Genomic DNA, 24,859 nt, shown 5'->3' on the forward strand with positions numbered 1-24,859 from the left:
ACTATAGTTAAAATGCTCTAGAGCTCTTTATTTATTAGACGTAAAAAATGCAGGAATATGCCGCGGCAAACGCCATGGCAAAATCGCGATCAAGTCAAAGCGTACACATAAAAGAGTGTGATCTTTTTGTCGTGCTAACCAAATATCGGCCGCTGCCTCAATACGCTTCTCATTCACCTGAGAAACAGCAGTGATTGCTTCAGCCAAAGTTGAACGTGCTTTGACCTCAACGATTAAAACAAGATTTCCACGTCGCGCAATTAAATCAATTTCACCACACTTTGTTTTAAAACGAATTTCAGCAATATGAAACCCCTTTAAACGCAACCACCAAGCAGCCCATTTTTCTGCACGAACACCTCGATAGAAAGACTTTTGTCTATGTTCTTTTTGTAGAGTTTTACGCATTTTTCAAAAAATTCAACCGCTGAAAAAGCTGCTGCTTTTTTAAGCCAGTTTTCTTAGCCGCTAAAGCTGCTGCTTGAGCTGCAGAATGTGTACACGCCAATTCTAATAACATTTCATCAATTTCTTGATCGCTCATCATTTCCAAAAAGGGGGGGGCTTCTCCAACAAGCACAACAACCTCACCACGAATATGGGTCTGTTGCCTGTAAATTTCCAACAAATTACCTAAATTAGAAACATCAACCGTTTCAAATTTTTTTGTTAATTCCCGACAGATTGCCGCAGGACGATCCGCTGAAAAAAGAGAGACCATATCCTGTAAAGTTTCAACAAGACGATGAGGAGATTCATAAAAAATCAACGTTGCAGGAATAGTTCTTAATTGTTCTAACCGCTTTTGGCGCTGTACTTTTCGCGCACTCAAAAAACCTGCAAAGAAAAAACTGTCCGTGGGAAGACCTGTCGTGACAAGAGCCGCTAAAAGAGCTGATGCACCAGGAATAGGAATAATTTTGTGACCCGCTTTACGTGCTTCTTCTACCAATCTAAATCCGGGATCAGAAATAAGCGGTGTTCCAGCATCTGAGACAAGTGCCACGGTTTTATTTTCTGCCAAAGCTGCTAATAACCTCGTCCCTGCTTTTTGCGCATTATGTTCATGATAAAGAAAGGTTTTTTTATGAATACCGTAGCGTTCCAACAGAACACGCGTTACTCGAGTATCCTCACATGCTAAAATATCAACGCCTGCAAGCACTTGCAAAGCACGAAGCGTGATATCAGCAAGATTTCCAATAGGCGTTGCCACGAGATAAAGCGCTGGTTCTATGAAAGGTGCAGAATAAGCATGAGCACCTATAAAATATGCTTTTTCACGCATGCCTTTCTTTCATATCCAAGGACCCTCTCTCCATAAACTCTTACAAAAAGCTTTACCCGTGTTCATAAGTGATATCTATAAAAATTTTCTTTGCCATTACCAAAAAATTTGCCGTTTCCCCAAAATTGACTGCTTGAACATAAACCGTACCATAAAAAGATAACCGAACATCCAACGCCTTTTTTAGCATTAAGAACCTGTTTGATCAGCATTATCGCTGGTAACAGAATAAATTCCTAAAGGATCAACGCTATATTATCTCCAATACCCCCAGCCGCTGCTTCAAGAACAAAAGCAACTATTCTTTTCCTATTTCTCTATTTCTTGCTTATACTCCACCCCTTTAAAGGCTCAGTTTTCCACAATTCCGTTATAATCGACATTTTAAAACCTATCCTATCCATTGGATAGTAAAAACACCTCTTTCGCGCTTAAATAAAACACCATTTTATTTCATGAACATATAAATAGATGGCTTTTTCTTTAATGAGCTGTTTTCAGACCACCTTTTTGGATAACCTTTTACGGTTTATACAATTTTGCCTAAATTGTTTTCATTTGCTATAGAATTTTCTTTGACGTAAACGCCGATAGCTCTTCTTCATCTCACAGCTTTATCTTATCCAATACGCTTTGGAAAATATTCCTTGTTAAAACAACCGCTTGCATAACGAATTTTTCATTTGTTGACTTTTTGAAACATTTCATTCAACAATGAGACACTCACAACACTGGAATCATCAACGAAACAGTTCTTTAATATTTTTACATTATTGTCTCTTAGCAACCCCTCCCTAAAAAACACAAATTTAAAAAAATCTGTTTTTTACTTGATCAACAATCGCGCGATAAAGCTCAGCATGCTCCTCACTAGGCTTAGCGACAAAAATGGGCACGCCATCATCTGAAGAAGATCGTAAAGCTGCATCCAGCGGCACTTCTGCTAAGAAAGAAACACCTCGACGTTCCGCTTCTACACGCGCGCCACCATAACCAAAAATATCATAGCGTTGTCCCGTATCAGGAGCAATAAAATAACTCATATTTTCAATAAGCCCTAAAATGGGAACATTAACTTTCATAAACATTTCTATCGCTTTACGCGCATCAATCAAGGCAAGATCTTGGGGAGTAGAAACGATCAACGCCCCCGTCAACTGTACTTGTTGAGAAAGTGTCAATTGTGCATCCCCTGTTCCCGGTGGCATATCAACCACCAAAATATCAAGAGGTCCCCACAAAACATCTCTTAGCAATTGCGTTACAGCTGCCATTACCATAGGACCACGCCATACCACCGGCTTTTCCTCTTCAACCAAAAATCCCATAGACATTAATTTAAGACCAAATTTTTTAAGCGGTTGAAGTTTTTTCCCATTAGTGAGTTGTACTTTTTGGTTAACAAGTCCTGTCAAACGTGGCAAAGATGGACCATAAATATCCGCATCCATCAACCCTGTTTTGAAACCAAAATCTTGTAAAGCTAGGGCAATATTGATCGCCATTGTAGATTTTCCAACTCCCCCTTTTCCAGAAGCAACCGCAATCACATGTCGCACACCTTCTATCGGCATTTTCACAGGCAACAGATCTGCTCTACGTTGTAGTGCTGCATCTCTATGCACTTGAGAAGACACCCTCGTTTTTCTTTCTGCTGTAAGGGTGACAACAACAGATTTGACCCCCTCCATAGCACACACCACTTCTTCAGCAGCACGGCGCACGGGTTCCCATTCTTGCACACGTCCATCAGGAACTGTAATGGAAAAGAAAACCTTGCCATCAGCAACCAATATTTCTGAAACAAGCCTCAACGATACAATATCGCTTTCAAAATTCGGTCCTTTAACTTTATGTAAGGCGTTGCGGATAGCCTCACTTGTAATAGGATTCACGCTCTTTCCTCTCTATACTAATGCCAGAGAACAGAGAAATAAAGACAAAAACCACTGAAAGGTAATCACCTGAAAATTTCCCACTTTATGAAAATAATAACAATTATAAATATCTTATATCTCATCTTTTCAAAACCCTAAACTCATCTCGAATAAAAAACTCAAGCGTAAAATCTATTACGAAATCCGACCAAACATGTCTTATTCTACAATCTCGCTATACAAATTTTCTTAACAGTGCCCTTAAGAAACAAAACTGAGAAAACTTCTTATATTGTTAAAAAAATAACACTTTTTACAAATATACAGCGACAAATCATTTTGTTTTCTTTAGCCTTTAACTCCTTGATCTTTCATTTTCGCTATAGAAGAAATAACAATAAACTAAATGTTGCAACCAATAACCATTTTTTATACTTTGAAAGTGTCAGGCACAAAATGAACTGCCAACATAGATCTTTCTCTATTTTTTAAAGAAAGAGAAAAACAATCTAAGATTGACTTTTTTTATGTTTTTCCTTATGGATTAGCAATCGTATGATAGGATCAGATTTTTCATCTAGCACAATAACTGCTCATAGAGCTAAGAAGGGCCGCACGCCGCGGTATTTAAATAAATGAAACGTACTTACCAACCCTCTAAACTTGTTCGTAAACGCCGCCATGGCTTTCGTGCACGTATGGCAACAGCTGGTGGCCGTAAAGTCATTGCCGCAAGGCGTGCACGTGGACGGAAGCGTTTATCCGCTTAACCATTTAAATTTTCACAACAGTTGAATATTGCTCATTATTTCTTCGTTGTGAACTTTTCGTTGTGAACCTCCAATACCTGCTTTTGCAGGCATTTAGTAAAATTGCGAAATGCTCTTTATGAAGAAAAAACATCCCTGCCGCATTCGCAAGAGAGCGGATTTTTTGGCTGTACGCACAGGAGAAAAACGACGTGGTCCTTTGTTTCTGCTCGAAGTTAAGTCACGTGAACAAACAGCAGAAATAAAATCTTCTCTTGTTCCACGTGTAGGCTTCACTGTCACACGTAAAAATGGCAATGCTGTCAAACGCAATCGTATCAAAAGACGCCTGCGCGAAGCAGTAAGAGTTGGTTTAGTAGACGACATGGAGGCAGGGACAGACTATGTCATTATAGCGCGTCCTGATGCGCTACACGCACCTTTTGAATCTTTGATCAGTGAATTAAGCCGGCGAATGAGATCAAAAACAAAACAACAACGGCAACAAGGGTAGTACGAATGGAATATAACCGCAATTTCTTCATCGCCATTGGATTGTCTTTTGCAGTGCTTATCGCATGGCATTTTTTTTACGTTGCTCCTAAACAAGTTGAGTTACAAAAAAAACAACTTATTGCACAACAATTATCAAAACAACAGTCAGCACTTTCTACTGCTAATACAAATTTATCTAATGTTACACCAACGCATGAAACAGCATCTATCATTAATCACCCAATGACTCCTGAGATCCGGAATGTTGAGTTGGCAAAAACAAACCGTATCGCAATCAAAACTGGTGAGCTTGAAGGCTCCATTAATCTTGTTGGAGCACAATTTGATGATCTTTTGCTAAAAAAATATCGCCTGAACGTGGATAAAAAATCACCAGAAATTGCTTTGCTAAACCCCAAAGGATTCACAGCAACTTATCTTGCCGAGTTTGGTTTTACCAGTTCATCCTTGTCAACAAAAGCATTACCCCAATCTGATACGCAATGGCAAATAGAAGGAAATAATACAACTCTAACCCCCTCAACGCCCGTTACTTTGATTTATAATAACGGACAAGGGCAAATTTTTCGTCGCACAATTTCAGTTGATGATCACTACATGTTTACCATTGAGGATTCTATCCAAAATGAGAGTGATAAACCAATATATCTTTCATCCTATGCTCGTGTTGCACGGGCAGCGCCACCAGAACATACAAATGCAACCTATTTGCTCCATGAAGGCATGATAGGTATTGCAGGAGATTCACTCAAAACAGAAAAATACAAAACCTTAGCAGAACTTAATCCGAATCCTGATAATGGCCAAAAAAGTATGACTTTCTCCAAAGTCACAGGAGGATGGATTGGCATTACTGATAAATATTGGGCCGTAGCAATTATTCCTCCACAAGATAAGGAATATACAAGCCGCTTTATTTATTTTGATCGTCTGAATACGCATTATCAGTCTGATTTGCTAGGAGCGCTTTTAACCGTTTCCCCTAATGAAACGAAAACCATTACAAATCGCCTTTTTGCTGGTGCAAAACAAGTTGAAATCATTAATCACTATCAGAATGACCTGAACATTAAGAAATTTGCTCTTTTAATCGATTGGGGTTGGTTTGATTTCATCACCAAACCAATGTTTTCCCTCATTGATATCCTTTATAAACAAACAGGGAACTTTGGTATCGCCATTCTTCTTGTCACAGTGCTTTTGAAAACGCTTCTCTTTCCACTCGCAAATAAATCCTACAAATCTATGGCACGCATGAAGCTTATGCAACCAATGCTTCTAGAAATCAAAGAAAAATATCCAGACGACCGAACCAAGCAACAACAAGCAATAATAGAACTGTATAAAACCCAAAAAATTAATCCTCTTGCAGGCTGCTGGCCTATGTTGGTGCAATTTCCAATATTCTTTGCTCTTTATAAAGTTCTGTATATTACCATCGAAATGCGACATGCACCTTTCTTTGGCTGGATTCAAGACTTAGCAGCGCCCGATCCGACTTCTCTTTTTAACTTATTTGGCCTTTTGCCTTACGCAGTCCCAGCATTTCTTATGCTTGGTGCATGGCCTTTGATCATGGGTATAACGATGTTTTTACAAATGCGTATGAATCCAGCCCCCCAAGACCAAACGCAAGCTATGATTTTTACATGGATGCCGGTCATCTTTACTTTCATGCTAGCTTCTTTCCCTGTCGGTCTTGTCATCTATTGGGCATGGAACAATATATTGTCAATGATTCAGCAGGGTATCATGATGAAGCGTCAAGGCGTTAAAATTGAACTTTTCGATAATCTTAAAGCTCTGTGGCATAAATCACCCAAAAAAGAAGTGCATGAATGACAAAATGCTCTTCCCTCTCTGGAATTTTTTCTCGTAATTGGATTTTTATCCGTGGTGTACCTACAATACGTTTTCTTCCACCCGAAGGACCTCCGGAGATTGCATTTGCAGGACGTTCCAATGTTGGGAAGTCTTCCCTAATCAATGCACTCGTCCAACAAAAAAACTTGGCACGCACCTCAAATACACCAGGGCGCACTCAGGAACTTAATTACTTTGTACCTGATGGTTACAGTGGGCAACCAGAAGACCTTCCCCCGATGGCACTTGTAGATATGCCAGGTTATGGTTTTGCTGAAGCCCCTAAAAATTTGGTTGACGCGTGGACACGTCTAGTTTTCAGCTATTTACGAGGGCGCACAACACTGAAACGTGTTTATGTCTTGATTGATTCACGTCACGGAATCAAAGAAAATGATGCTGATGTTCTAGATCTCCTTGATAAAGCAGCTGTCTCTTATCAGATTGTTTTGACAAAAAGTGATAAAATCAAATCGAATGAACTTGCAAAATTAATAATGACTACAAAAACAAAGCTTCTCAAACATCCAGCATCTTATCCTGAACTTCTTGTGACATCTTCAGAAAAAGCATTAGGTTTGGAAGAAATGCGTACCGCCATTTTGCAAGCAATCACAGTATAGAACACATTCCTTTTATTAATGTTTCATTAAACATAATTGTGAGCTTCTGCTAATAATCTTGTGCTTCCAGCAAAGCATCTTTATAAAAATTTTTAGTTCCTTGAAAAAAATCTTATCCACTCTATTTGATAGTGTAAATTATGCTGACACTTTTCCACTCCCCCCTCTCTTCTGCATCCCGCTTCATACGCCTCATTCTTGCGGAATATAATATAAACACTCAACTCATTGTAGAACATGAATGGGCAAGAAGACACGAATTTCTCGCACTTAATCCTGCTGGTCATGTTCCCGTTCTTCTTGCTGAGCAAGAAGCTCCAATATCAGGAGCTATTGTCATTTACGAATATTTAGATGAAACACACGGAAGCTTGCGACAAGAAAACAAGCTCTTTCCGGAAAATCCTTTAGATCGAGCTGAAGTACGCCGTCTCAACGACTGGTTTTTAAATAAATTTGAAAATGAAGCTACGCGCCATATTGTACGAGAAAGAATCTATAAACGTGAAATGCCACTAACCATTGGCGGGGGAGCCCCTGATTCACAAATTTTACGCAATGCGCGCGCTAATATTCCACCGCATATGAACTATCTAAATTGGCTCTGTGCATCTCGCGACTGGTTAGTCGGCTCTGAACTCTCCTATGCAGATCTGGCAGCCGCAGCTACTATTTCTGTACTTGATTTTCTAGGGGAAATTGACTGGGAACAATCCCCAGCAGCCAAAGACTGGTATATGCGGATTAAATCGCGGCCTTCTTTTCGCCCTCTTTTAACAGATCGCATCCGCGGGATCGTTGCGAGTCCTCATTATGCAGATCTTGACTTCTAAAGTCCTCTCATCGAAAAAAGTTAAGCAATATTTAAACGGATAACATGCCTCTACACCCATAAAATTTTATGCATTTGTATACACAATGCGTAATCTTCTACCTTTCCAAATACATGCTAAAAACCTATTGCATTACATTGGTGTTATTTACTCAATAACGATAACGAAGGTATCTCTCATCACAAGCTTATATAAAGCAAGTAATTCGTTCAAATAACAGAAAGAGGCAAATTTTTCCCTTCAAGAGAAAGAACCGTTAGAAAAAAGAAGGAAATTTACCTATACTGATAAAGAGTAAAGTATCATAAGGAGATAAAGATGCGCCTTACAGTTGTTGGTGCGAATGGAAGAATGGGACGTGAACTCATTACAGCTATCCAGCGTAGAAAAGACGTAGAGCTTTGTGCAGTACTTGTACGAAAAGGATCACCTTTTGTAGGTAAAGATGTAAGTACATTGATTGGTTCAAACTTTCTCAATATTCGCATCACAGATGATCTCGAGAATGCCTTTTCTAAAACAGAAGGCATTTTAGATTTTTCACAGCCACAAGCTAGTATTCTCTATGCCAACTATGCAGCCAAAAAAAGTCTAGTCCATATTATTGGAACAACAGGGTTTAGCAAAACAGAAGAAGTGCAAATTGCAGATTTTGCGAAATATACAACTATTGTCAAATCTGGAAATATGAGCCTTGGAATCAACCTTTTAGCAAACCTTGTAAAAAGAGCTGCAAAAGCACTAGAATCTGATGATTTTGATATTGAGATCTATGAGATGCATCACGCGGACAAAGTTGATGCCCCTTCTGGAACAGCTCTTCTTCTCGGACAAGCCGCAGCCGAAGGTCGCAATGTTATGCTAAAAGATATGTGTGTCAGTGGACGTAACGGCCATACAGGTAAACGCGAAAAAGGGACAATTGGCTTTGCCTGTTCACGAGGTGGAACGATTGTTGGCGACCATAGTGTTACGTTTGCCGGTTCAAATGAACGCATCGTTCTTTCACACGCAGCGCAAGAACGCTCTATTTTTGCCAATGGCGCATTAAAAGCAGCTTTATGGGCAAAGAATCACAAAAACGGTCTTTATTCCATGCTCGATGTTTTGGGATTGAACGATGAATTTAAAGGGTCAATGTAACACAGGAAATTGATAATGGGACGCACACTTGTATTAATTCGTCATGGGCAAAGTGAATGGAATCTCAAAAACCTTTTCACCGGTTGGAAAGATCCCGATTTGACAGAAAAAGGTCATACAGAAGCAATAGCAGCAGGAAAAAAACTTAAAGAAACTGGTTTAAAATTTGATATCGCTTATACATCTGCCTTACAGCGTGCACAAAAAACGGCGCAGCACATTTTAGAACAAATGGGACAATCAGATTTGGAACTAATAAAGACCCCCACATTGAATGAACGTGATTATGGTGATCTTTCTGGTCTGAATAAAGATGAAGTACGCCAACAATGGGGAGAAGAACAAGTACAAATATGGCGTCGCTCCTATACTATTGCACCCCCGAATGGAGAAAGCTTACGCGATACTGGTGCACGCATTTGGCCCTATTATCTTCACAATATCCAACCGCATATTTTACGCTCTCAAACTGTTTTGGTCGCAGCACATGGTAACTCTCTTCGCGCTCTTATTATGGCACTTGAAGGCTTAAATAGTGAGGAAATTATATCTCAAGAATTAGCAACCGGCATTCCTATGATTTACACATTCAATTCTGACTCCACGATTGCATCAAAGACAATCATTTCATCTTAATCTCTAAAACGGTCGTGAACACCGAGAACTTAATCTAATAGTTTTCAGCTGGAAAATGAATTCTACAATTTTATTGACAGAATTGACTCACAAGCTTAGATGAATTTGATAGCCCAGATGGCGGAATTGGTAGACGCGCAGGTTTCAGGTACCTGTGCCGCAAGGCGTGGAGGTTCGAGTCCTCTTTTGGGCACCATGCTTTTTTTTATCAAAAATAATTTATTGATTTTCCATATGTTTTTTTAAGTGAGGGATACGTAAATAAAAGTGAGGGAATAGGATTTTGCAACACGTCTCTCTAATTATTGCGAATCAAGAGTTCTTTTCGAGAAGGTTTTTTAGCAAAACCAGATGTCCAAATGGTCTCTAATTCTAAGATGTTCTAACTCTTGGTTATCCACTTTTTGAGATGTGAGAAGATATTCTCGAGTGCGTCCATGAGACGAGCAAAATCGATAATAAACATAAAGACAATGAATGCTAACCACTTCATGAAGCATGACATCATCTTCAAACCTTGGTAGGTCTCAATCATCTCGTGAAGCAGCTGTTGTTCTTTTTCCGTGAGATCTTTATCTTTGTTGCTTCGTTTCTTGACCATCTTTCCAACCACATAAATGTGCTCCCTGCTTGTTATGCTTCAAAATATCTCTTGCAAGGTTGGAACTGATGACCGCAACATCCTTATTATCCAAATAAATTGGCAACCAACCATCACAAGAAACAGACCTATTTGCCGCGCACCCAACGAGAAAGTTCAGTGCGCACACCAGCATCACTTTTTTGATTAACTTCATTTTCTACCTCAAGCCGCGTTGTTGCTGTCTTTAAAGCATTCTCTGTTTGCTTTTGCCGTTCGCTTTGCTTGCCAAGGTGAAACGCCTTGGCTAAAGCCATAAAAAAAACGGCTAAAGCCGCTGTAAACATAAGAGAATATTTCTTTAGCCAAAAAATCATAAGCGTTGCTCCCGAAAACGCTTGACTACAATCACAACCCCTACACATGCCGCTAAAACCATGATGCCCGCTAATGCCCATTGCACCGGACCATTGCCCGCTAACAAGCCTCCTAGACCTGAACAGGAACCTATAATCGGGGCGAGCGCTTCTATTTTAAGAAGTCCGGTTGCCGCTTTCGTTTCAACGCATTGATAGTTAGAAGAAACATAAGCCCCTTTTGCCCATAATCCCGCTTCTGCTGCTCGACGGTTGGCTAAACCAGCAAGAGGCTTCCCACCCACCTTATTCCATTTCTGTAATTCAACAGGAACGGCTTCATAATCGCCTTGATTAAGCTTCTTCAATAATGTTGACTTGCGAAAAGCAGCTGTTCCTACGTTATAGCAAAACGAGACCAATGCCGCGAATTGGCAATCCGTTAATGAAACACGCACCGATTCCTCTACCGTCTTCTCAAATTGCTTTAAGTCTTCACAAAGGATTTCTTCTGCTTGCTCTTGTGTGATACACATGCCTTTTTTGACGAGGGGGTGACCCGCATTGCTGGTGTGTCCATAACCAATCGTCCAAACACATGCCGTATCTCTATAAGCCTCTAAATGTAAACCTTCCCATTGTTTGATAAGTTCTAATCCTTCTTTCGATATCTTTCTCATCTGACGCTCCATAAAAAAAAGCCCCACAAAAGTGAGGCTGGATAAAAATGTTTTTTTATGATCTCTATTGACTATGCTCTTTGATCAGTTGCTCGACTTCTTCAACACGAAAGCCAAGTTGAAAAAGCGGCGCATATTCGCTTTCCTGTAATTCATATTGAGTGCGCTTTGCTACAAAATCACCATTTGAATCAAGCGGCATGGTTGTTGTTAGACAAACCTTATGCCTCTCATCTTCAATCCCCTCTTCTCCCTCTCCAAGCTCTTTAACAAAGATCCAATAAAAACGCATTGCTAAAAGCTGCTCTAACCTTCTTACCGTTTCAACCTTGTCAAATTCAAGCATATTCAGATAATCTTGCTTCGTATTTAAATGCTCTGGATAATCTATCATCTCCTCCCCCTCTAAACAAAACACCGTGGTTGGCTACAGCCTCGAGCTCCTAGTTTTTCATCAGAAGACGTACGAGAATACAAACCATTACGAAAAAACAGACCGCTATTCGTATCGTCCTGCCAAGTTCCTCCACCTACCAAAACATTTATCTCTGTCTTAAAACTTGACCACAATGTTGAACTGGACTGTATTTGCATTGCAAAAGCTCCAGATAAAAATTGACAAAGATATCCGCAACCATCTTCACAACCGATATGTGAGATCATACGACGATTTGCTGTATCAACGTGACCTCCTGAAGTCTTCGGAGAGGGGGGGGTCTTACCTTTAAGACTTGTTTTGTCATTACTTCCATACATCGCAGAGACAAATTCCTCATCATTCAATAAGGACTTCTTAACACGCTGCATATCTGATACATGATCAATATACGTACGGTTCGTCGTGATAGGAACACCATACGCCGAGCGCGTATTTTCACCAGTGCCTGACTGAAGATAAATATCAACCCAAAGATCTTGTGATGGATCGTAGACCATTCCTTCAGGTGAACTATGTGGGCGGTGATTCAAACACCAAACAGAGTTCGGCAATATATCTCCTGCTTGATAACCGGATAACGGATGACCATCAATCGTACCAACATCTGCACAAAGCGTATGAAAGCCTCCTATTTTAACAGAACTATTTGCTGTATAACCATCAGGATAAGTCGCATTATCTGAAAAAATAGCTTTTATTTGATCATTATCAGCGACAAGATAAAGGTAATAATCTTTCCCTGCTTCAAGATCTATTGGTATGCTCTTTTCACTATCTTCAGAAACTGGATACATGCGAAGATTTTCATCATCATCTTTTCCATTATGCGAAAATTGAAATATCGTTCCTTTCTTAACCGTTATTCCTTTTCTTTGAGAAGCTACAAGAAATGGGGAAAACCGCGCAACGACGCTTAAGTTCATCAGTTTCAAAGCATTGTAAAGATACGTAACGCCATTTTCAAGGTGGTCAATCTTTGCACTTGTCTCAGAAAAATTAAACGAAATAAGCGATTTATTCGCTTCTTCAGCAATCGTTTTGGCTTCATCGGCTACCGTCTTCGCCTGCTCTGCTGTTTCTTTTGCTTTTTCCGCTGTAGATTTTGCATTATTAGCTACATCCTTCGCTGCACTCGCTTCATCGCTCGCTTCATCCGCTTCTGTTCGCGCCGTTCCTGCTGTCTTCTTTGCTTCTTCTGCCGCACTCTCTGCTAAACTCGCCTTAACCTTTGCTCCATCCGCTGCTTCTTTCGCTTCACCTGCTTTATTCATGGCTTCATAAGCTATGCTTTCTGCCTTTTCCGCCTTACTCCGTGCTTGATCCGCCTCATGTTTTGCAAAACCCGCTGTTTGTTTTGCTTCTTTCGAAGTTTCTTTGGCTTCTTCCGCTTCTTCTTCTAAAGATGCTGCTTTTTTATCTGCTGTTTCTGCTGCCTTCTTCGCCTCTTCTGCTATATATTTAGCACTATTGGCTACGTCCTTCGCTTTATCTACTTCATCCTTCGCTTCATACGCTCGTGAATTGGCTGCAGCTGCTGTTTTCTTTGCTTCTTCTGCCGCACTCTCTGCTAAATTTGCCTTGACCTTTGCTCCATCCGCTACTTGCTTCGCATCCTCAGCTTTATTCGAAGCTTGGTAGGCTATATTCTCCGCACTTTGTGCTTTGTTGCGCGCTTGCTCCGCCTCATGTTTTGCAAAGCCCGCTGTTTGTTTTGTTTCTTTCGAAACTTCTTTGGCTTCATTCGCCTCTGTTCGCGCCGTTCCTGCTAACTTTTTTGCCTCATCTGCTACACGTTGCGCAGATTCTGCTATAAGTTTCGCATTATTAGCTACATCCTTCGCTGCACTCGCTTCATCGCTCGCTTCATCCGCTTCTGTTCGCGCCGTTCCTGCTGTCTTCTTTGCTTCTTCTGCCACACTCTCTGCTAAACTCGCCTTAACCTTTGCTCCATCCGCTGCTTCTTTCGCTTCACCTGCTTTATTCATGGCTTCATAAGCTATGCTTTCTGCCTTTTCCGCCTTACTCCGTGCTTGATCCGCCTCATGTTTTGCAAAACCCGCTGTCTGTTTTGCTTCTTTCGAAGTTTCTTTGGCTTCTTCCACTAGGTTTTTTACAACTTCATCACCAGAATGCATCGCTTGTTTATCAACACTCGCCGCCTGTTCTGCTGCTGCTTTCGCTTCATTAGCTACTCTTGTGGCTGCTGCTGCATCCTCTTGCGCTTGTTGCGCCGTTGCTGTCGCTGTCTCTGACGCCTTTTTTGTCTCTTGCGCCATAGTCTTTGCTTCAGAAGCTGTGATTGTCGCATCATCCGCCTTCTTTTCGGCTCTTGCGGCTTTCTCTTCTGCTGTTTCTGCTGTGCTCTTAGCTTCTTGCGAAAGCACATGGGCATCCTCTGCTTTATTTTTCGCTTCCACCGCTGTGTCTTTTGCTCTATCCGCTAACTGCCTTGCATTATTCGCTAACGTTTCTGCCGTTTCTGCTGTCGTCTTAACTTCTTCAACCAATTGTTTGGCTTCACCAGCTTTAGTCTTGGCTTGTGTAGCAACGGTTTCTACTGTTAAAGTCTTCTGTTCTACTCCTTCTGCTGTCCTTTTGGCTGCCTCAGCTGTATTCTTGACATGTTCAACCGATTGTTTAAGGCCATTGACATCTGTCAACGCTCTCAATGCCGTTTCTTTTGCATCACCGGCTACCGAAGATGCTGTCTCAGCTGTCGTTTTAGCTTCCTTCGCTGTCGTGAGGGCTTGACCACTACTCGCTGTCGCTGTTTCTGAAGCACTCTTAACCTCACCTATCACCTGCTTGGCATCATCAAAAGCACTCTTGGTTTGTTCGGAAAGTGTTTTTGCATCCTCTGCTGTTGCCTTGGCTTCTCTTGCTTCTGTCAAAGCTGTTTCTACTGTATTTTGAACTTGTGTCACTATTTGAGAGCTTTCCGTGACTGCTGTCGTCACTCTATCGGCTGCATCTTTAGTGTCCTCCGCAAAACTCTTGGCTTCTCGTGCTAACTTCTCGGCCGCTTCTGACTTCATCTTGGCCGCTTCTGAGGAGGCTTTCGATTCCTCTGCTGTTGTCTTGGCGGCATTGGCTGCTGTCGTAGCAGATTCAGATAACTTCTTGGCTTCTCCTGCTATTTGCTTGGCTTCTTCAGAACCACTCTTCGCTTCAGATGCCGTTTCATGCGCATTATTTGCTGTGCTCTCTGCACTATCCGCTTTGCTTTTTGCTTCACTCGCTTTGGTGAGAGCCTCTTCTGCCGTTTCATGCGATTCATTCGCTGTAGAAACCGCACTCCTCGCGGCATTGGACGCTGCCTCTGCTAAATCCTTGGCATCATCTGCTACTCTTTTCGCAGCATCAGCAGTTTGCTTCGCACCATTGGCTAGTCCAATTGCTCGTTCAGAAGATTGTTGTGCATGCACGCCTTGTTCTGCTGTCGCAAAAGCCTCATAAGCATAAAGAGACGCTGTTCCTAATAATTTTGGGACAACGACAACATCCTGTGAAGTCCCCTCTAGCATTTCTTCTTTTGTTGCTACAGGTAATAAATATTCATGTGTGTGATTTGGTATCCCCATTTCTTTCATCCTCACATCAGTTCAGAGCAATTCATCAAATGAACACTCTTTCAGTTCCTCAACATCATCCCTTAAAGTTTGTAATTGAGTTTCTAAAGCCTCAAATGAACCATCAAGCTCTGACTTCAAAGACGCCTTCAACAAATCTAAAATCCCATTAAGCGGCGCATGCACAAAACATTCCCCTGAATACAAAACGACCCGTATTTGGGACGGGTCGCTAAGCTCTGATATCGCAAATGGTTTCGATAACATCACATTTCCTCCTCATGTCTTTATCCCATAAACAACACTCACATTGATCGGACGCGTTTCCTCACCTCCAAAACTATCCATCATGATAGTATGATCATGATCGCCCAAATCTTCTCCTGCACGTTTGGGAATCGTATAAACCCTAATAGCGTGTCCATATCTGAGGAAAAATCGGTGGTGCGTGTTTATAACAGAGGGGATGACTTGCGGTTGTGTAATTTTGTCAAATTCCATATTACACATCTTTAAGGCATCGCCACTCAAACCCAAACATTCCTCATCAATAATACTCCTCTTACTCCTCTTAAGCGGATTATTAACAGAAGAGAGATCACGCCTACTCCTAGAGGAGATTTCTGCTGGAGAAACAACACCAAGACCATGTTCATGATCTCTCAAAGAACACTCTTGTGTGCTTGCAAAACTTCGTTCACCTTCAACAAAACCTGAATAATCAAAGCCACGCAAAAACATGCCCCGTAAATCAGGAACATTAAACGTCGTTTCATCGTCCCCGCTGCCCCATATTGTGCCTATCATTGCAAACAAATCGCGATACAGACTCCGTGAATAGGCTTGCCCATCACACAAAAGCCAACCATCCGGCAATGTTTCCATTGCAAACATCCCTATAAAACCAGTAGGTAAATGCGTAAAGGGACTCTTTTCTCTTATCGTAGGATTAAGAAGCTGCCATCCTGAAATCTCTTCATCATACACCAACGTATAGATGTGCCCGTTTTGTATCTCACCACCAATAAGAGGCGAAATGCCTGTTTCTGTCGCCTTGTAAACCGCTTTACTTTGTTGACCATTGAGAGAAACCGTCGTCGCGCCAATATTCCAACCATTCGACTTAAAACGCAAAACTAAATCATTCCTATAAGTAGAAAAATGCCATTGCCCTTGTAAGCGAATTTCTGTCTGTTGGCGCTCAAAGTTAACAAAAACAATACTTTTAATCACTCCTCCCCTATCCGATAAATACTCTCTTATCCTTTGCATCATTACACGTGCACTGTTATTCACTGTATGAGGCGCCTGTCCCTCTGACCAATTAATCAAATCATCCGCACCTGCATTCTCTGATGCCGTCAATGACCAATCATAAATGTCCGACATCATCACCTCATGTTTTTATCGCAAAAACAACACTCACATTGATCGGACGCGTTTCACTCTTTCTATCCGTTAACGACGTAAGATGTTGGGTATGAGGTTGCTCAAGAGGCGTAGCAAAAGTATCATAAGTCACAATATCTTCTTCTTTTACTCCAGTAATTGCACTCACTCTCGATTTCTGATCATCGTCAAGCGCTCGCCCCCATAAAGCTGTTGCATCACCATGCCAATAACGTGCCTCATCCTCAGCCATCTGTGAAACTGATATCCTATGACCATCGTGTTGATGAGATTGAATTAAATCATGCTGTACACTCGCAAAAATGCGTCCCGTGTCAACATTACGTCCTCCATCAAAGCCTCGTAAAAACATCCCCCGTAAATCAGGAACATTGAATGTTCTAAAGCCATCACCACTCCCCCATATCGTCCCTATCGCCGAAAACAAATTACTATAAAGGCTCCGCGAATAAGGACTCCCATCACATAGCAACCAACCACTAGGCAACGCCTGCATCGCAAACGTCCCTATAAAACCTGACGGATAAGGAGAACCTGACAAACCTAATTGCGACTGTGTAGGAGTAGGATTAAGCAACTGCCAACCAGAGATCTCTTCATCGTACACTAAAGTATAAATGCATCCGTTTTGAAGCTCTCCTCCCTCTAACAAAATCGGAACGCCTATTCCTGATGCCTTGTAAACAGGTTTAGTTGAGAGACTATTGAGCGCTACCGTGGTTCCTCCAACATTCTTGCCTTTTGCTTTAAAGCGCAAAACTATACCATTCTTGTACTCCAAAAATTGTGATTTGGTTTGGAGCCTAATCGATGTTGTTTGTTGGCTGTGATTAACCGTAAACGTACTTTCTATCGCACCGCCCGTATCCGATAAATACTCTCTTACACGCTGCATCATTGCACGTGCACTGTTATTGATCGTGCTTGGGCGCTGTCCCTCTGACCAATCAACCAAATCATCGGCGCGCGTGTTCTCCGACGCCCTAAGCGACCAATCATAAATCGTTGACATCTCTTATGAATCCTAAATCTTGTAAAACGGTCCGTAAAACGCACGCATGAATTGCGTCATCAAAGGATTATCATCAGATCTCTCATCAGCTTCTTCTGATGCCTCTTGCTCTGATGAAAGTAAGGCTCTTAAAACCTCGAGAAAGTTCTCTCTATTGCCAAATTTTCCCTGTGCTATAGGATGACCATAAGCAACAGGAGATGGGCTCCTTGCCTGTTGCCCACCATACATCTGCAACACACGGGTAACAAAATCACCGGCGCGCATAGCGTTGTTTCCACCATTCAAACCAACCGCATTGCTGCCAACAATTTGCGCCGCATTCGCATTGGGATTTTGAAGAAGCCGCGCGGCTCCTCCTGCCCCTTGTTGATGCGCTAAATACAATTCTGCTTCACTAGGCGCTCTTCCCAACAGACGGCTTAAATGGTTGCGATTATCAAGTGTCAACCGCCCCATGGCATCTGCCGCTTGCATGGGATCAAATCTATCCCGCAAGCCATATTGTTTTGCTGTGCTATCGATAAATTGATACAAACCACCAGCAGAAGAGCGGGGATTCCTTGCATTCGGATTGCCTCCACTTTCAACTTGCGCAACACGGTATAAATAGCTTTCAGGCAAGCCATAACGCGCTGCTGTTTGCCGTATCGCTTGATTGACAGAAGGACTATAACGGGTCATTGAACCTTACTCCTTGTCCATCTACCCGTTTCTCCCATCAGTAATGAAGAAATAAAATGTGCTGCCTTCTCAGTAAAAATTCCCCTTTTATGCCAATCTATGAACCTTTGTAACATTTGAGCAACTTCCTGCTGGTTCATACCTTTAACGCCAAAAGTTGCTAACTTCGTCATATCACGTTCAAATATTTGCCTTTCTTTTTGAGGCAATTTCCTAATTGTATCCGATAAAATATTTTGTGTAATTTTTGCTCCTGCACGTGCTGCACTCACTTTTCCATACGGCATATTAACACCTGTAAAATGAGAAGGTTCGGGCGTTCCTTGAAACGGTTTGAGTGCCCTTTGGGCTGCATCTTCATAAAACCTTTCATCATCTACAGCTTTTCTAAACGCATGAATATTTTTAGGGCTTAAAGACCTGCTAAGATTATCAGACATGCTACCCGTTTGTAAAATATTCGAAAGGCTATTAACAGGGCGAGAACCTTTTAATATGTCATCTATATAGTCTCTCATCCCTACATGATAGGTATTGAGACCATTTGACATCACTCCTTTACGAAGACCTTCTGCAATCCCCTCTCCAGATACATCTCTTTCTGCAATTTTTTTGCCTTGTGCTATCGCTTCTTCAAAACCTTCATATTTTGCTACACTAGCCCGTGCTGCTTTATAAGTAGGGGAGATTCTGTCCGTTATCTCTAACAAGTCTTTCTTAAGCGATTGGTATACAGAAACCATTTGCTTGTCGCCAAAATTCTGATGTTTATTTATAAAGTAATCAAGAGACTTCTTGGTTTGATCTAATAATTCCATTGTAGGCTTATAGTTAAGATGGCTAAAATCTCTCGAATAAAACATCTCAGGTTTTGCCTTACGGCGGTCTCTTTTTAAGATTTTAACTGCTCGCTCGACAGCTTCTTGAAACCCTTCATTTTCAAAAAGCTTATCAAGAGCTCCATAATGCTTTTCCCCTATCGGAGTTCGCATCGCTTTTTCATAAAGATGTCCATATGCTGCTTCCCCACTCTCTTTAAGTGCCCTTTTTAAAACTTTCGTATCTTGGAGAGGCGTAATGTTTTCGTCTGCCGATTGACCAATACGGCGAATAGCATTCTGCACTCGTTCCCCGTGTGCTTGTTTCAAAAGTTCAGAAACACGCGTATTTGTTGTCCCCATATTCGCAAGTGATACTTCTAAATTAGGACTAATATCTATCAAAAATGCATGGCGTGGTGCATTTGCAAGACCTTCTGCAACATTTTCAATACCATCATCATATAATGTTTTTGCAATTTCCCTAACCGCTTTGGTTTGAACTTCCTTATGAGCAGGATTAAAACGTCCTCCTTTTATAAAAGGAACATGTTGCAATCCCCTTCCTATTTTTTTTGTTCCCCAAGAAGCAGCTGTACCAGCAAGAGAACCAACAGGACCAGCTACTCCTCCAATAACACCACCAGTCCCTGCCGATATAAGACGACCAGAAAGACCATCTCCTGCTCCAGAACCATGCAAAGCACCAGAACCAGCTCCTAAAAGTGCCGCCTTTCCAAGATTTCCAAATGTTGATGTTGCCACTGAACCGGCTCTTAAAAGTCCCAGCCCAGGGATGAATGATGCTGCTGTTGGTACAATGGAACCAAGGATATAACCAATAGAAGACCACACTGGATGTTTTTCTTCCAAGGCTTTTTGGTAAGCACGTTCTTTGGCTACTCTTCTGTTATAGATTTCTTCGGCTTTTTTATCGCCGCTCCAATAATCCCTCACACCCGCTTCACGTACTGCTTTCATTTCGTCAAAATAACCTGCCGTTGCACCAGATGCGCTATGTCTCATAACCGCATCCAACCACGTAAGATCTTTATCATCAAATGAGAAACTATCTTTTGTAGAATGTGAATTAAAAGCCGTAGGTACATCCTCAACAAGAGGCGAATAAGGAATATAGCCAGTTAATTTTTTGCCTTGATTCCCATGACGCTTCTTCATTGAAGACATCCCAGCATAATCTGACTCATTTTCAACAAGAGGTGAATAAGGAGTATACGCCATCTCAATCTCTCTTAACTCTTAGCTTACCATCTTCATCAACAAAGTACGTACCACGAGGCAATGCATCTTCCTGTTCTTTGCTGGTAACAATAGGTAAATTTGCCTTATCTCCTTGTGACATCGATTGATTAGCATATTTAGCAAAAGGCTCTGGACGCCTTCTTACTTCCATTCCGTTTGATAGCCTATAAATTTCCTCCTCATTAAATTCTTGGAAATGTCCAAGCATCTTCTTAATATTTGAAAGTGTTTTATGTAATACTTCAGGCTTATCACTAATATCTAAAGTACCATAAGATGATACCAGCCACTTGCTTTCTGCATCAGATAATGGACCAACACCTACACTTCCATTCTTACTTTGCTTTTTGATTGATGCAATCACTCGCTTAAAGACATCGCCTTGAATCTGAGTAAATAGATTTTTTAATGTTTTGGCATCAGACCCTGGGAAAATCTGAGCAAACGTACCACCTTTACCAGCAACCCAATTTGGATTACTCTCTATAAGGTTAATGGCATGATTAACTGCACCCATGGCATTATCAATTTCTGATGCAACTCCCCACGCAAATTGTCTCTTATTTATTTCCCACTCTTCTATTTCTTTTTTCTTCTGATTATACTCAAGTTCCTGTAGAGACCCTTTAATCGGTCTCGCTTCACGTTCACCTGTCTCTGGATTGGTGTACCATTCATGCCCCGGAAGTAACTTAGGAGTATCACCACCTGTTAGCATCGCACTAAGCATTTGAGGATTCCGTGCCATGACAGCAGCTTCTTCATCACTGTAGCCTTTGGACTTTAGATACTCGACAGTCTGGTTAACCTGCCCTCTTTTTTCTCTTTCCATATCACCACGACGAAGATTCATAGCTCCATTCGCTAAACTTTGTGCTATCGTCCCATCTGATAATGCATAACCAATCCCATAATCTGATAATCTTTGTAAAAACTCAGGACTACGCAAGTAATCCCAAAAACTCTGTTGAGAACCAGTATCTTGGTGAGGAACAGTACTCTGTTGTGGCTGTACAGACTTCTGTGGTTCTACAGATGAAATAGGCTCTGGTAATTGAGACTGCTTTGGTTTCAATGATGCCAAATCTGAAGTTTCAATTGCATTAGGCAAAGGTTCCATACCTAAAGGATTTGGTTGTGAACCAAAGGTCGCTACTGGTAAAGAAGGGACTGAAGACGGTACATACGGTTTTCTGCCTGCCGATCTTAAAGACGAACTTACATCTGGCAAAGGTTCCATATCCTTCGATAAACCTAAAGGATTTGATTGTGAACCAAAAGTTGGTACAGATGAAGAAGGGATTAAATAAGGCAAATTATTTGCCTGTTGTTGTGCATTTTCCATACGTTGATTTTGCATTAGTATACGCGACGCGAATGGGTCCATTGCATACATAGACTTAATTAGTCGTGATAACATGTTATCGTTACTATTTTGCATAACTACCTCACTTTTTTCCTGCAAAATTAGCAATACTAGCTAAAATCCCTATAGCGTTCTTCCAAGGGTCGTTGCCTTGCATCATAGAGGCTGTATTATTATTCGTCGTCGTTCCGTAATTCCTTGCAAAGCCATGACCAGCGTTCATAAGCATATTCAACTTATTCCAACCGCTATTGTCTTGCTCCAGAAAACGTTCACGATTAGCATCAACAACTCTCTGATTGTAATTATCAAGCACACCTCCCCCCTGTATGGCATTGGAATAGGCATTGCCATAACCATGTAAGAAGTTATTTGAGACTCCCAATTGGTTCTGATTGGCTTGGTCTATCAGTGAATTCGCTTGCATCATGCGGTCCGCATCACGATTATACTGGTCTGCCATGGCGCTCGCATATACAGAGCCACTCCCCTTCCGCAATTCATCTTTATGATCAGGAGTTCCATAGCGACCAATACCTGAGAAATATCTGTTAATTCTATTTTCTACATCATCCAATCCCTCTTGAAGCGCCTGACCAAAATACGAGTTCCTTCCCATCATACCACCAGAAGCTATACGACCAAGATTGTTCGCAGATGCCGTTGGATTGTTGATTAAATTCATCAGAGAAGGGTTTTGATAGTGCAATGGTACACTCCCAAGACCTCCAATAGCTTGGGTGGTTGGAGCACTTAACGGTGCTACACGCGGCCCCCCGTAAACATTTCCACCAGCCCCTGAGTTATAAAGGCTCAATGCATCCGCACCTCCCCGTCTAAAGAGGTGATCCACCCAAGAAGGAGGCGCTGTAGTTTGTACCTGATGTTGTTTGGTTTCAGTTGGGCGCTTTTCCCCCATCTTCTAATCCCTTTCTATAATATACCATATCTATTCCATAACCTTGTTTCTTCAGTGCCGGTTTCCACCCTAAACGTCCCAAGATCTCCATCTCAAAAGCACCATTCTCACGCGCCCAATCCTCTATAACGCTTAGGTGGTCAACAAGCGCTAACCCGCCCCTGCCGCTACAACCACAAACAAGCGCACGCTTCTTTCCTAATGCCGTATATTGAAGTTGGGTCGTAACCGCTGCTAAAAACGCATCATCGTCATCAAGCACCAACCACAACTGCTTCTTGCCATTGCAAATCTCTTCAAGGAGTTCTTGCAAAGTAAGTTCGTGCTTGAAACGTTCACTATAACGACGAAAAGCTGCAACTATCTCTTCAAGATAAGGTGCTATGCGCTCCTTATCCCAAGAAGTCGTGAGAACTATCTTTGCCATTAGCCTCTGCCTAGTGACCGTAAATCCACGTTAAATCCCGTGATGTGTTTCCACGGAACACCTTCAGGAATACGCAATTTAAAGCGATGATAACGATTACGTGAACGACCGTGATAAGCACCCGTCACAAAGGAACATACCCTCTCCTTGTGCCATGTAATCGGTGTGTCATTACTACGAACTCTCCGTTCCCCTATGCTTAAAAGCCCTTCTAAGGTATCAACCTCTGCAAACATCTTGGTGAAAAAACTAAAGCTCCCATCAGGTGCACCCATCTCTTGCGAAACAAGAGTTGCCTCCATCGGCGCTCCTGTAAATACAACAAGTCTGTTTTCTTTATCAAAAGCACCAAGCATAGGTGCTCCACTTTGCCAAATGGAACTGTCAAGAGAAGCCGGTAAGCTCTCAAGATTGGTCGAAATCTCATCTAATTGTTCCAAAGTATAGCCTGCCGTGAATACTGGAAAGAACGTAAAAAGTTCTCCTTGAACGGTCGACCATTTCTGCAAGCCCCAATCATAAACAAAGGTGGTTTGTTTGTTATTGCCACTCTTCAAAGACCAGTAAACGCGATTATAAACAGGGTCTATCACCCCTTGCATCTCATCAAGAGCAAGCTTATCAAACGTCGAGAATACCGTTCGGTCAACCTTTTCAAAACCTATCGGTAAAAGTTGACCATCAGTGCTCATCTGATAAAAGCCTCCATCACCAGCAAAAAAGGCATCACTACCACGACAAGCAATAGCTCCAGCACTCCTTGCCCCACGCTTGTCTTGGATCTTTTGAAAAATGAACGGAACCTTAGACCCTAACGTAAAAGAACCGGCATAAACAGCAGAGCGTAGAAAAACGAGGGGATTGGTAGATTCTGTTGCACCCTGCACATGTTCACCATCATGAAAGTCATGATAATAACAATCTTTAACACCTACCGTCCAATGGGATGCATCATTGAGACCTGACCAATGGATACGATTAGGATGATCTGTTAGCTGCATCAGGCAAACAAAATCACCCCAAACTTTCACCAAACCTGCTTTGGGGGGATTACCTGCTAAATCTTCAAATCGTTGGGAATTGCGAATCTTAAGAACTTGCGGTTTATCATTTTTATTCACCGCAATGACAGCATCACCGAACAACGCAAACGACCATTTGTTCTCATCATTTGCCTGATAGGTGACACCACTCTGGCTAATGTCTTGCCAACCGCGCGTTTGGCTATCATAAGCATAAAGCTTTTTAGCTCCTCCTACGATTATCTCAACACCATTGCCTGTCCTAAACGCTATAGCCCCCAAAGGCTTCTCTTCCAAAGGAGCAGAAATAACGCTAGCGCTTGGCATAGGCATGTAAGAACCATCCGCCGGTAAAACATTCACAAGCGTATCGGTAAAGTTGCTGTTAACAACAGCAACATCCGGTCTGTAATCGGCTACAGGAAAATAAACCATGCTAAAAATCCGTTGGTATTATTCTGGTCACGTTATGACGTTGAGACGTCTCTGCACGCAATTCATGCAACTGCTCGGTAAAGTCATTGTAAGCTGCCGTTGCACAATCGGGATCTTTCAAGATATTCTTGTAAAGTTCGTATTTTGCACGCGCCTTAATCAAATCAAACGCGTGCACAAACCATGGATGTTCCTGATGCACATTCTCAAGTTCTTCCAAACGCATGGGAGAGAGAATGAGTTGAATCTGATAGGCTCTACAAGGCATTGATTTATAATGATATTTCACTGTTTTGTATGTTAAATGAGAGTCTCGAATAACGTAGGATTATCTCATTTCAAAGCTGTGTA

The 24,859-nt window shown here is 41.7% G+C and carries 23 protein-coding genes, 1 tRNA gene and 2 pseudogenes; 8 read left to right on the plus strand and 18 right to left on the minus strand.

Going from position 1 to position 24,859, the window contains the following annotated elements:
• Positions 1 to 27 precede the first annotated feature (27 nt).
• The 3 genes from ACKC4Y_RS05860 to ACKC4Y_RS05870 all read right to left on the minus strand — a co-directional run bounded on the left by ACKC4Y_RS05860 (position 28) and on the right by ACKC4Y_RS05870 (position 3,183).
• The gene (locus tag ACKC4Y_RS05860) at positions 28 to 408 is read right to left on the minus strand and encodes a YraN family protein (RefSeq protein WP_409360876.1); all 381 of its coding nucleotides are present in this window, start codon (positions 406 to 408) and stop codon (positions 28 to 30) included.
• Complete coding sequence (gene rsmI, locus ACKC4Y_RS05865; protein WP_409360877.1) at positions 401 to 1,288, minus strand: 16S rRNA (cytidine(1402)-2'-O)-methyltransferase; 888 nt, start codon at positions 1,286 to 1,288, stop codon at positions 401 to 403. The genes ACKC4Y_RS05860 and rsmI overlap by 8 nt, the downstream gene beginning before the upstream one ends.
• A gap of 809 nt (positions 1,289 to 2,097) precedes the next feature.
• A complete protein-coding gene (locus ACKC4Y_RS05870; RefSeq protein WP_409360878.1) occupies positions 2,098 to 3,183 on the minus strand; it encodes an Mrp/NBP35 family ATP-binding protein in 1,086 nt (361 codons plus the stop codon).
• A 617-nt stretch (positions 3,184 to 3,800) separates the two neighbouring features.
• Here ACKC4Y_RS05870 and rpmH point away from each other — a divergent pair.
• From rpmH to ACKC4Y_RS05910, 8 genes and pseudogenes are all read left to right on the plus strand, one after another.
• Positions 3,801 to 3,935: a 50S ribosomal protein L34 gene (gene rpmH, locus ACKC4Y_RS05875; protein WP_005864709.1), complete on the plus strand. Its 135-nt coding sequence runs from the start codon at positions 3,801 to 3,803 to the stop codon at positions 3,933 to 3,935.
• 118 nt (positions 3,936 to 4,053) lie between these two features.
• Positions 4,054 to 4,444: pseudogene (gene rnpA, locus ACKC4Y_RS05880) on the plus strand (ribonuclease P protein component).
• Positions 4,434 to 6,272 carry a membrane protein insertase YidC gene (gene yidC / locus ACKC4Y_RS05885; RefSeq protein WP_409360879.1) on the plus strand — a complete coding sequence of 613 codons (1,839 nt, stop codon included), beginning with the start codon at positions 4,434 to 4,436 and terminating at the stop codon, positions 6,270 to 6,272. Before rnpA ends, yidC begins: the two are co-directional and overlap by 11 nt.
• Entirely contained in the window at positions 6,269 to 6,916 is a 648-nt protein-coding gene (yihA, locus tag ACKC4Y_RS05890) for a ribosome biogenesis GTP-binding protein YihA/YsxC (RefSeq protein WP_409360880.1), read from the plus strand. Before yidC ends, yihA begins: the two co-directional genes overlap by 4 nt.
• Positions 6,917 to 7,056: 140 nt before the next feature.
• Positions 7,057 to 7,749 (plus strand): glutathione S-transferase family protein, encoded by a 693-nt coding sequence (locus ACKC4Y_RS05895; protein ID WP_409360881.1) that lies wholly within the window; start codon positions 7,057 to 7,059, stop codon positions 7,747 to 7,749.
• Positions 7,750 to 8,067: 318 nt separating this feature from the next.
• On the plus strand, positions 8,068 to 8,892 hold the full coding sequence (dapB, locus tag ACKC4Y_RS05900) for a 4-hydroxy-tetrahydrodipicolinate reductase (protein WP_409360882.1): 825 nt from the start codon (positions 8,068 to 8,070) through the stop codon (positions 8,890 to 8,892).
• 15 nt (positions 8,893 to 8,907) lie between these two features.
• Entirely contained in the window at positions 8,908 to 9,528 is a 621-nt protein-coding gene (locus ACKC4Y_RS05905; RefSeq protein ID WP_409360883.1) for a 2,3-bisphosphoglycerate-dependent phosphoglycerate mutase, read from the plus strand.
• A 111-nt stretch (positions 9,529 to 9,639) separates the two neighbouring features.
• Positions 9,640 to 9,724, plus strand: a tRNA-Leu gene (locus tag ACKC4Y_RS05910).
• 186 nt (positions 9,725 to 9,910) lie between these two features.
• Here the strand turns inward: ACKC4Y_RS05910 and ACKC4Y_RS05915 are convergent.
• The 15 genes and pseudogenes from ACKC4Y_RS05915 to ACKC4Y_RS05985 form a co-directional block, all read right to left on the minus strand.
• Positions 9,911 to 10,141, minus strand: coding sequence for a hypothetical protein (locus tag ACKC4Y_RS05915; protein WP_409360884.1), 231 nt, complete (start codon positions 10,139 to 10,141; stop codon positions 9,911 to 9,913).
• Between the two features lie 116 nt (positions 10,142 to 10,257).
• Positions 10,258 to 10,485 (minus strand): hypothetical protein, encoded by a 228-nt coding sequence (locus tag ACKC4Y_RS05920; RefSeq protein WP_409360709.1) that lies wholly within the window; start codon positions 10,483 to 10,485, stop codon positions 10,258 to 10,260.
• A complete protein-coding gene (locus ACKC4Y_RS05925; RefSeq protein ID WP_409360710.1) occupies positions 10,482 to 11,144 on the minus strand; it encodes a lysozyme in 663 nt (220 codons plus the stop codon). Before ACKC4Y_RS05925 ends, ACKC4Y_RS05920 begins: the two co-directional genes overlap by 4 nt.
• A gap of 64 nt (positions 11,145 to 11,208) precedes the next feature.
• Positions 11,209 to 11,538 carry a hypothetical protein gene (locus ACKC4Y_RS05930; protein WP_409360711.1) on the minus strand — a complete coding sequence of 110 codons (330 nt, stop codon included), beginning with the start codon at positions 11,536 to 11,538 and terminating at the stop codon, positions 11,209 to 11,211.
• Positions 11,539 to 11,549: 11 nt separating this feature from the next.
• Positions 11,550 to 15,164, minus strand: coding sequence for a phage major tropism determinant (locus tag ACKC4Y_RS05935; protein ID WP_409360712.1), 3,615 nt, complete (start codon positions 15,162 to 15,164; stop codon positions 11,550 to 11,552).
• A gap of 21 nt (positions 15,165 to 15,185) precedes the next feature.
• Positions 15,186 to 15,419 carry a hypothetical protein gene (locus ACKC4Y_RS05940; RefSeq protein ID WP_409360713.1) on the minus strand — a complete coding sequence of 78 codons (234 nt, stop codon included), beginning with the start codon at positions 15,417 to 15,419 and terminating at the stop codon, positions 15,186 to 15,188.
• 12 nt (positions 15,420 to 15,431) lie between these two features.
• Complete coding sequence (locus ACKC4Y_RS05945; RefSeq protein ID WP_409362149.1) at positions 15,432 to 16,541, minus strand: phage tail protein; 1,110 nt, start codon at positions 16,539 to 16,541, stop codon at positions 15,432 to 15,434.
• A gap of 7 nt (positions 16,542 to 16,548) precedes the next feature.
• On the minus strand, positions 16,549 to 17,574 hold the full coding sequence (locus ACKC4Y_RS05950) for a phage tail protein (RefSeq protein WP_409360714.1): 1,026 nt from the start codon (positions 17,572 to 17,574) through the stop codon (positions 16,549 to 16,551).
• 12 nt (positions 17,575 to 17,586) lie between these two features.
• A complete protein-coding gene (locus ACKC4Y_RS05955; RefSeq protein WP_409360885.1) occupies positions 17,587 to 18,258 on the minus strand; it encodes a transglycosylase SLT domain-containing protein in 672 nt (223 codons plus the stop codon).
• Entirely contained in the window at positions 18,255 to 20,318 is a 2,064-nt protein-coding gene (locus ACKC4Y_RS05960; RefSeq protein ID WP_409360886.1) for a glycine zipper family protein, read from the minus strand. Before ACKC4Y_RS05960 ends, ACKC4Y_RS05955 begins: the two co-directional genes overlap by 4 nt.
• 1 nt (position 20,319) lies before the next feature.
• Positions 20,320 to 21,780, minus strand: coding sequence for a hypothetical protein (locus ACKC4Y_RS05965; RefSeq protein WP_409360887.1), 1,461 nt, complete (start codon positions 21,778 to 21,780; stop codon positions 20,320 to 20,322).
• Positions 21,781 to 21,787: 7 nt separating this feature from the next.
• The gene (locus ACKC4Y_RS05970; protein WP_409360888.1) at positions 21,788 to 22,624 is read right to left on the minus strand and encodes a hypothetical protein; all 837 of its coding nucleotides are present in this window, start codon (positions 22,622 to 22,624) and stop codon (positions 21,788 to 21,790) included.
• Entirely contained in the window at positions 22,602 to 23,051 is a 450-nt protein-coding gene (locus ACKC4Y_RS05975) for a hypothetical protein (protein ID WP_409360889.1), read from the minus strand. The genes ACKC4Y_RS05970 and ACKC4Y_RS05975 overlap by 23 nt, the downstream gene beginning before the upstream one ends.
• Positions 23,051 to 24,508, minus strand: a complete 1,458-nt coding sequence (locus ACKC4Y_RS05980; RefSeq protein WP_409360890.1) for a hypothetical protein — start codon at positions 24,506 to 24,508, stop codon at positions 23,051 to 23,053. The genes ACKC4Y_RS05975 and ACKC4Y_RS05980 overlap by 1 nt, the downstream gene beginning before the upstream one ends.
• Before the next feature lies 1 nt (position 24,509).
• Positions 24,510 to 24,773 (minus strand): annotated as a pseudogene (locus ACKC4Y_RS05985) (hypothetical protein); the annotation flags it as partial.
• Positions 24,774 to 24,859 lie beyond the last annotated feature (86 nt).

The sequence above is a fragment of the Bartonella heixiaziensis genome, assembly GCF_046245125.2.
GTDB classification, from domain to species: Bacteria; Pseudomonadota; Alphaproteobacteria; order Rhizobiales; family Rhizobiaceae; genus Bartonella; species Bartonella heixiaziensis.

Coding starts and splice junctions, on each gene's coding strand:
- ACKC4Y_RS05860 (WP_409360876.1), bottom strand. CDS start 408: ATGCGTAAAACTCTACAAAAAGAACATAGACAAAAGTCTTTCTATCGA.
- rsmI (WP_409360877.1), bottom strand. CDS start 1,288: ATGCGTGAAAAAGCATATTTTATAGGTGCTCATGCTTATTCTGCACCT.
- rpmH (WP_005864709.1), top strand. CDS start 3,801: ATGAAACGTACTTACCAACCCTCTAAACTTGTTCGTAAACGCCGCCAT.
- yidC (WP_409360879.1), top strand. CDS start 4,434: ATGGAATATAACCGCAATTTCTTCATCGCCATTGGATTGTCTTTTGCA.
- yihA (WP_409360880.1), top strand. CDS start 6,269: ATGACAAAATGCTCTTCCCTCTCTGGAATTTTTTCTCGTAATTGGATT.
- ACKC4Y_RS05895 (WP_409360881.1), top strand. CDS start 7,057: ATGCTGACACTTTTCCACTCCCCCCTCTCTTCTGCATCCCGCTTCATA.
- dapB (WP_409360882.1), top strand. CDS start 8,068: ATGCGCCTTACAGTTGTTGGTGCGAATGGAAGAATGGGACGTGAACTC.
- ACKC4Y_RS05905 (WP_409360883.1), top strand. CDS start 8,908: ATGGGACGCACACTTGTATTAATTCGTCATGGGCAAAGTGAATGGAAT.
- ACKC4Y_RS05920 (WP_409360709.1), bottom strand. CDS start 10,485: ATGATTTTTTGGCTAAAGAAATATTCTCTTATGTTTACAGCGGCTTTA.
- ACKC4Y_RS05925 (WP_409360710.1), bottom strand. CDS start 11,144: ATGAGAAAGATATCGAAAGAAGGATTAGAACTTATCAAACAATGGGAA.
- ACKC4Y_RS05930 (WP_409360711.1), bottom strand. CDS start 11,538: ATGATAGATTATCCAGAGCATTTAAATACGAAGCAAGATTATCTGAAT.
- ACKC4Y_RS05935 (WP_409360712.1), bottom strand. CDS start 15,164: ATGGGGATACCAAATCACACACATGAATATTTATTACCTGTAGCAACA.
- ACKC4Y_RS05940 (WP_409360713.1), bottom strand. CDS start 15,419: ATGTTATCGAAACCATTTGCGATATCAGAGCTTAGCGACCCGTCCCAA.
- ACKC4Y_RS05945 (WP_409362149.1), bottom strand. CDS start 16,541: ATGTCGGACATTTATGATTGGTCATTGACGGCATCAGAGAATGCAGGT.
- ACKC4Y_RS05950 (WP_409360714.1), bottom strand. CDS start 17,574: ATGTCAACGATTTATGATTGGTCGCTTAGGGCGTCGGAGAACACGCGC.
- ACKC4Y_RS05955 (WP_409360885.1), bottom strand. CDS start 18,258: ATGACCCGTTATAGTCCTTCTGTCAATCAAGCGATACGGCAAACAGCA.
- ACKC4Y_RS05960 (WP_409360886.1), bottom strand. CDS start 20,318: ATGGCGTATACTCCTTATTCACCTCTTGTTGAAAATGAGTCAGATTAT.
- ACKC4Y_RS05965 (WP_409360887.1), bottom strand. CDS start 21,780: ATGCAAAATAGTAACGATAACATGTTATCACGACTAATTAAGTCTATG.
- ACKC4Y_RS05970 (WP_409360888.1), bottom strand. CDS start 22,624: ATGGGGGAAAAGCGCCCAACTGAAACCAAACAACATCAGGTACAAACT.
- ACKC4Y_RS05975 (WP_409360889.1), bottom strand. CDS start 23,051: ATGGCAAAGATAGTTCTCACGACTTCTTGGGATAAGGAGCGCATAGCA.
- ACKC4Y_RS05980 (WP_409360890.1), bottom strand. CDS start 24,508: ATGGTTTATTTTCCTGTAGCCGATTACAGACCGGATGTTGCTGTTGTT.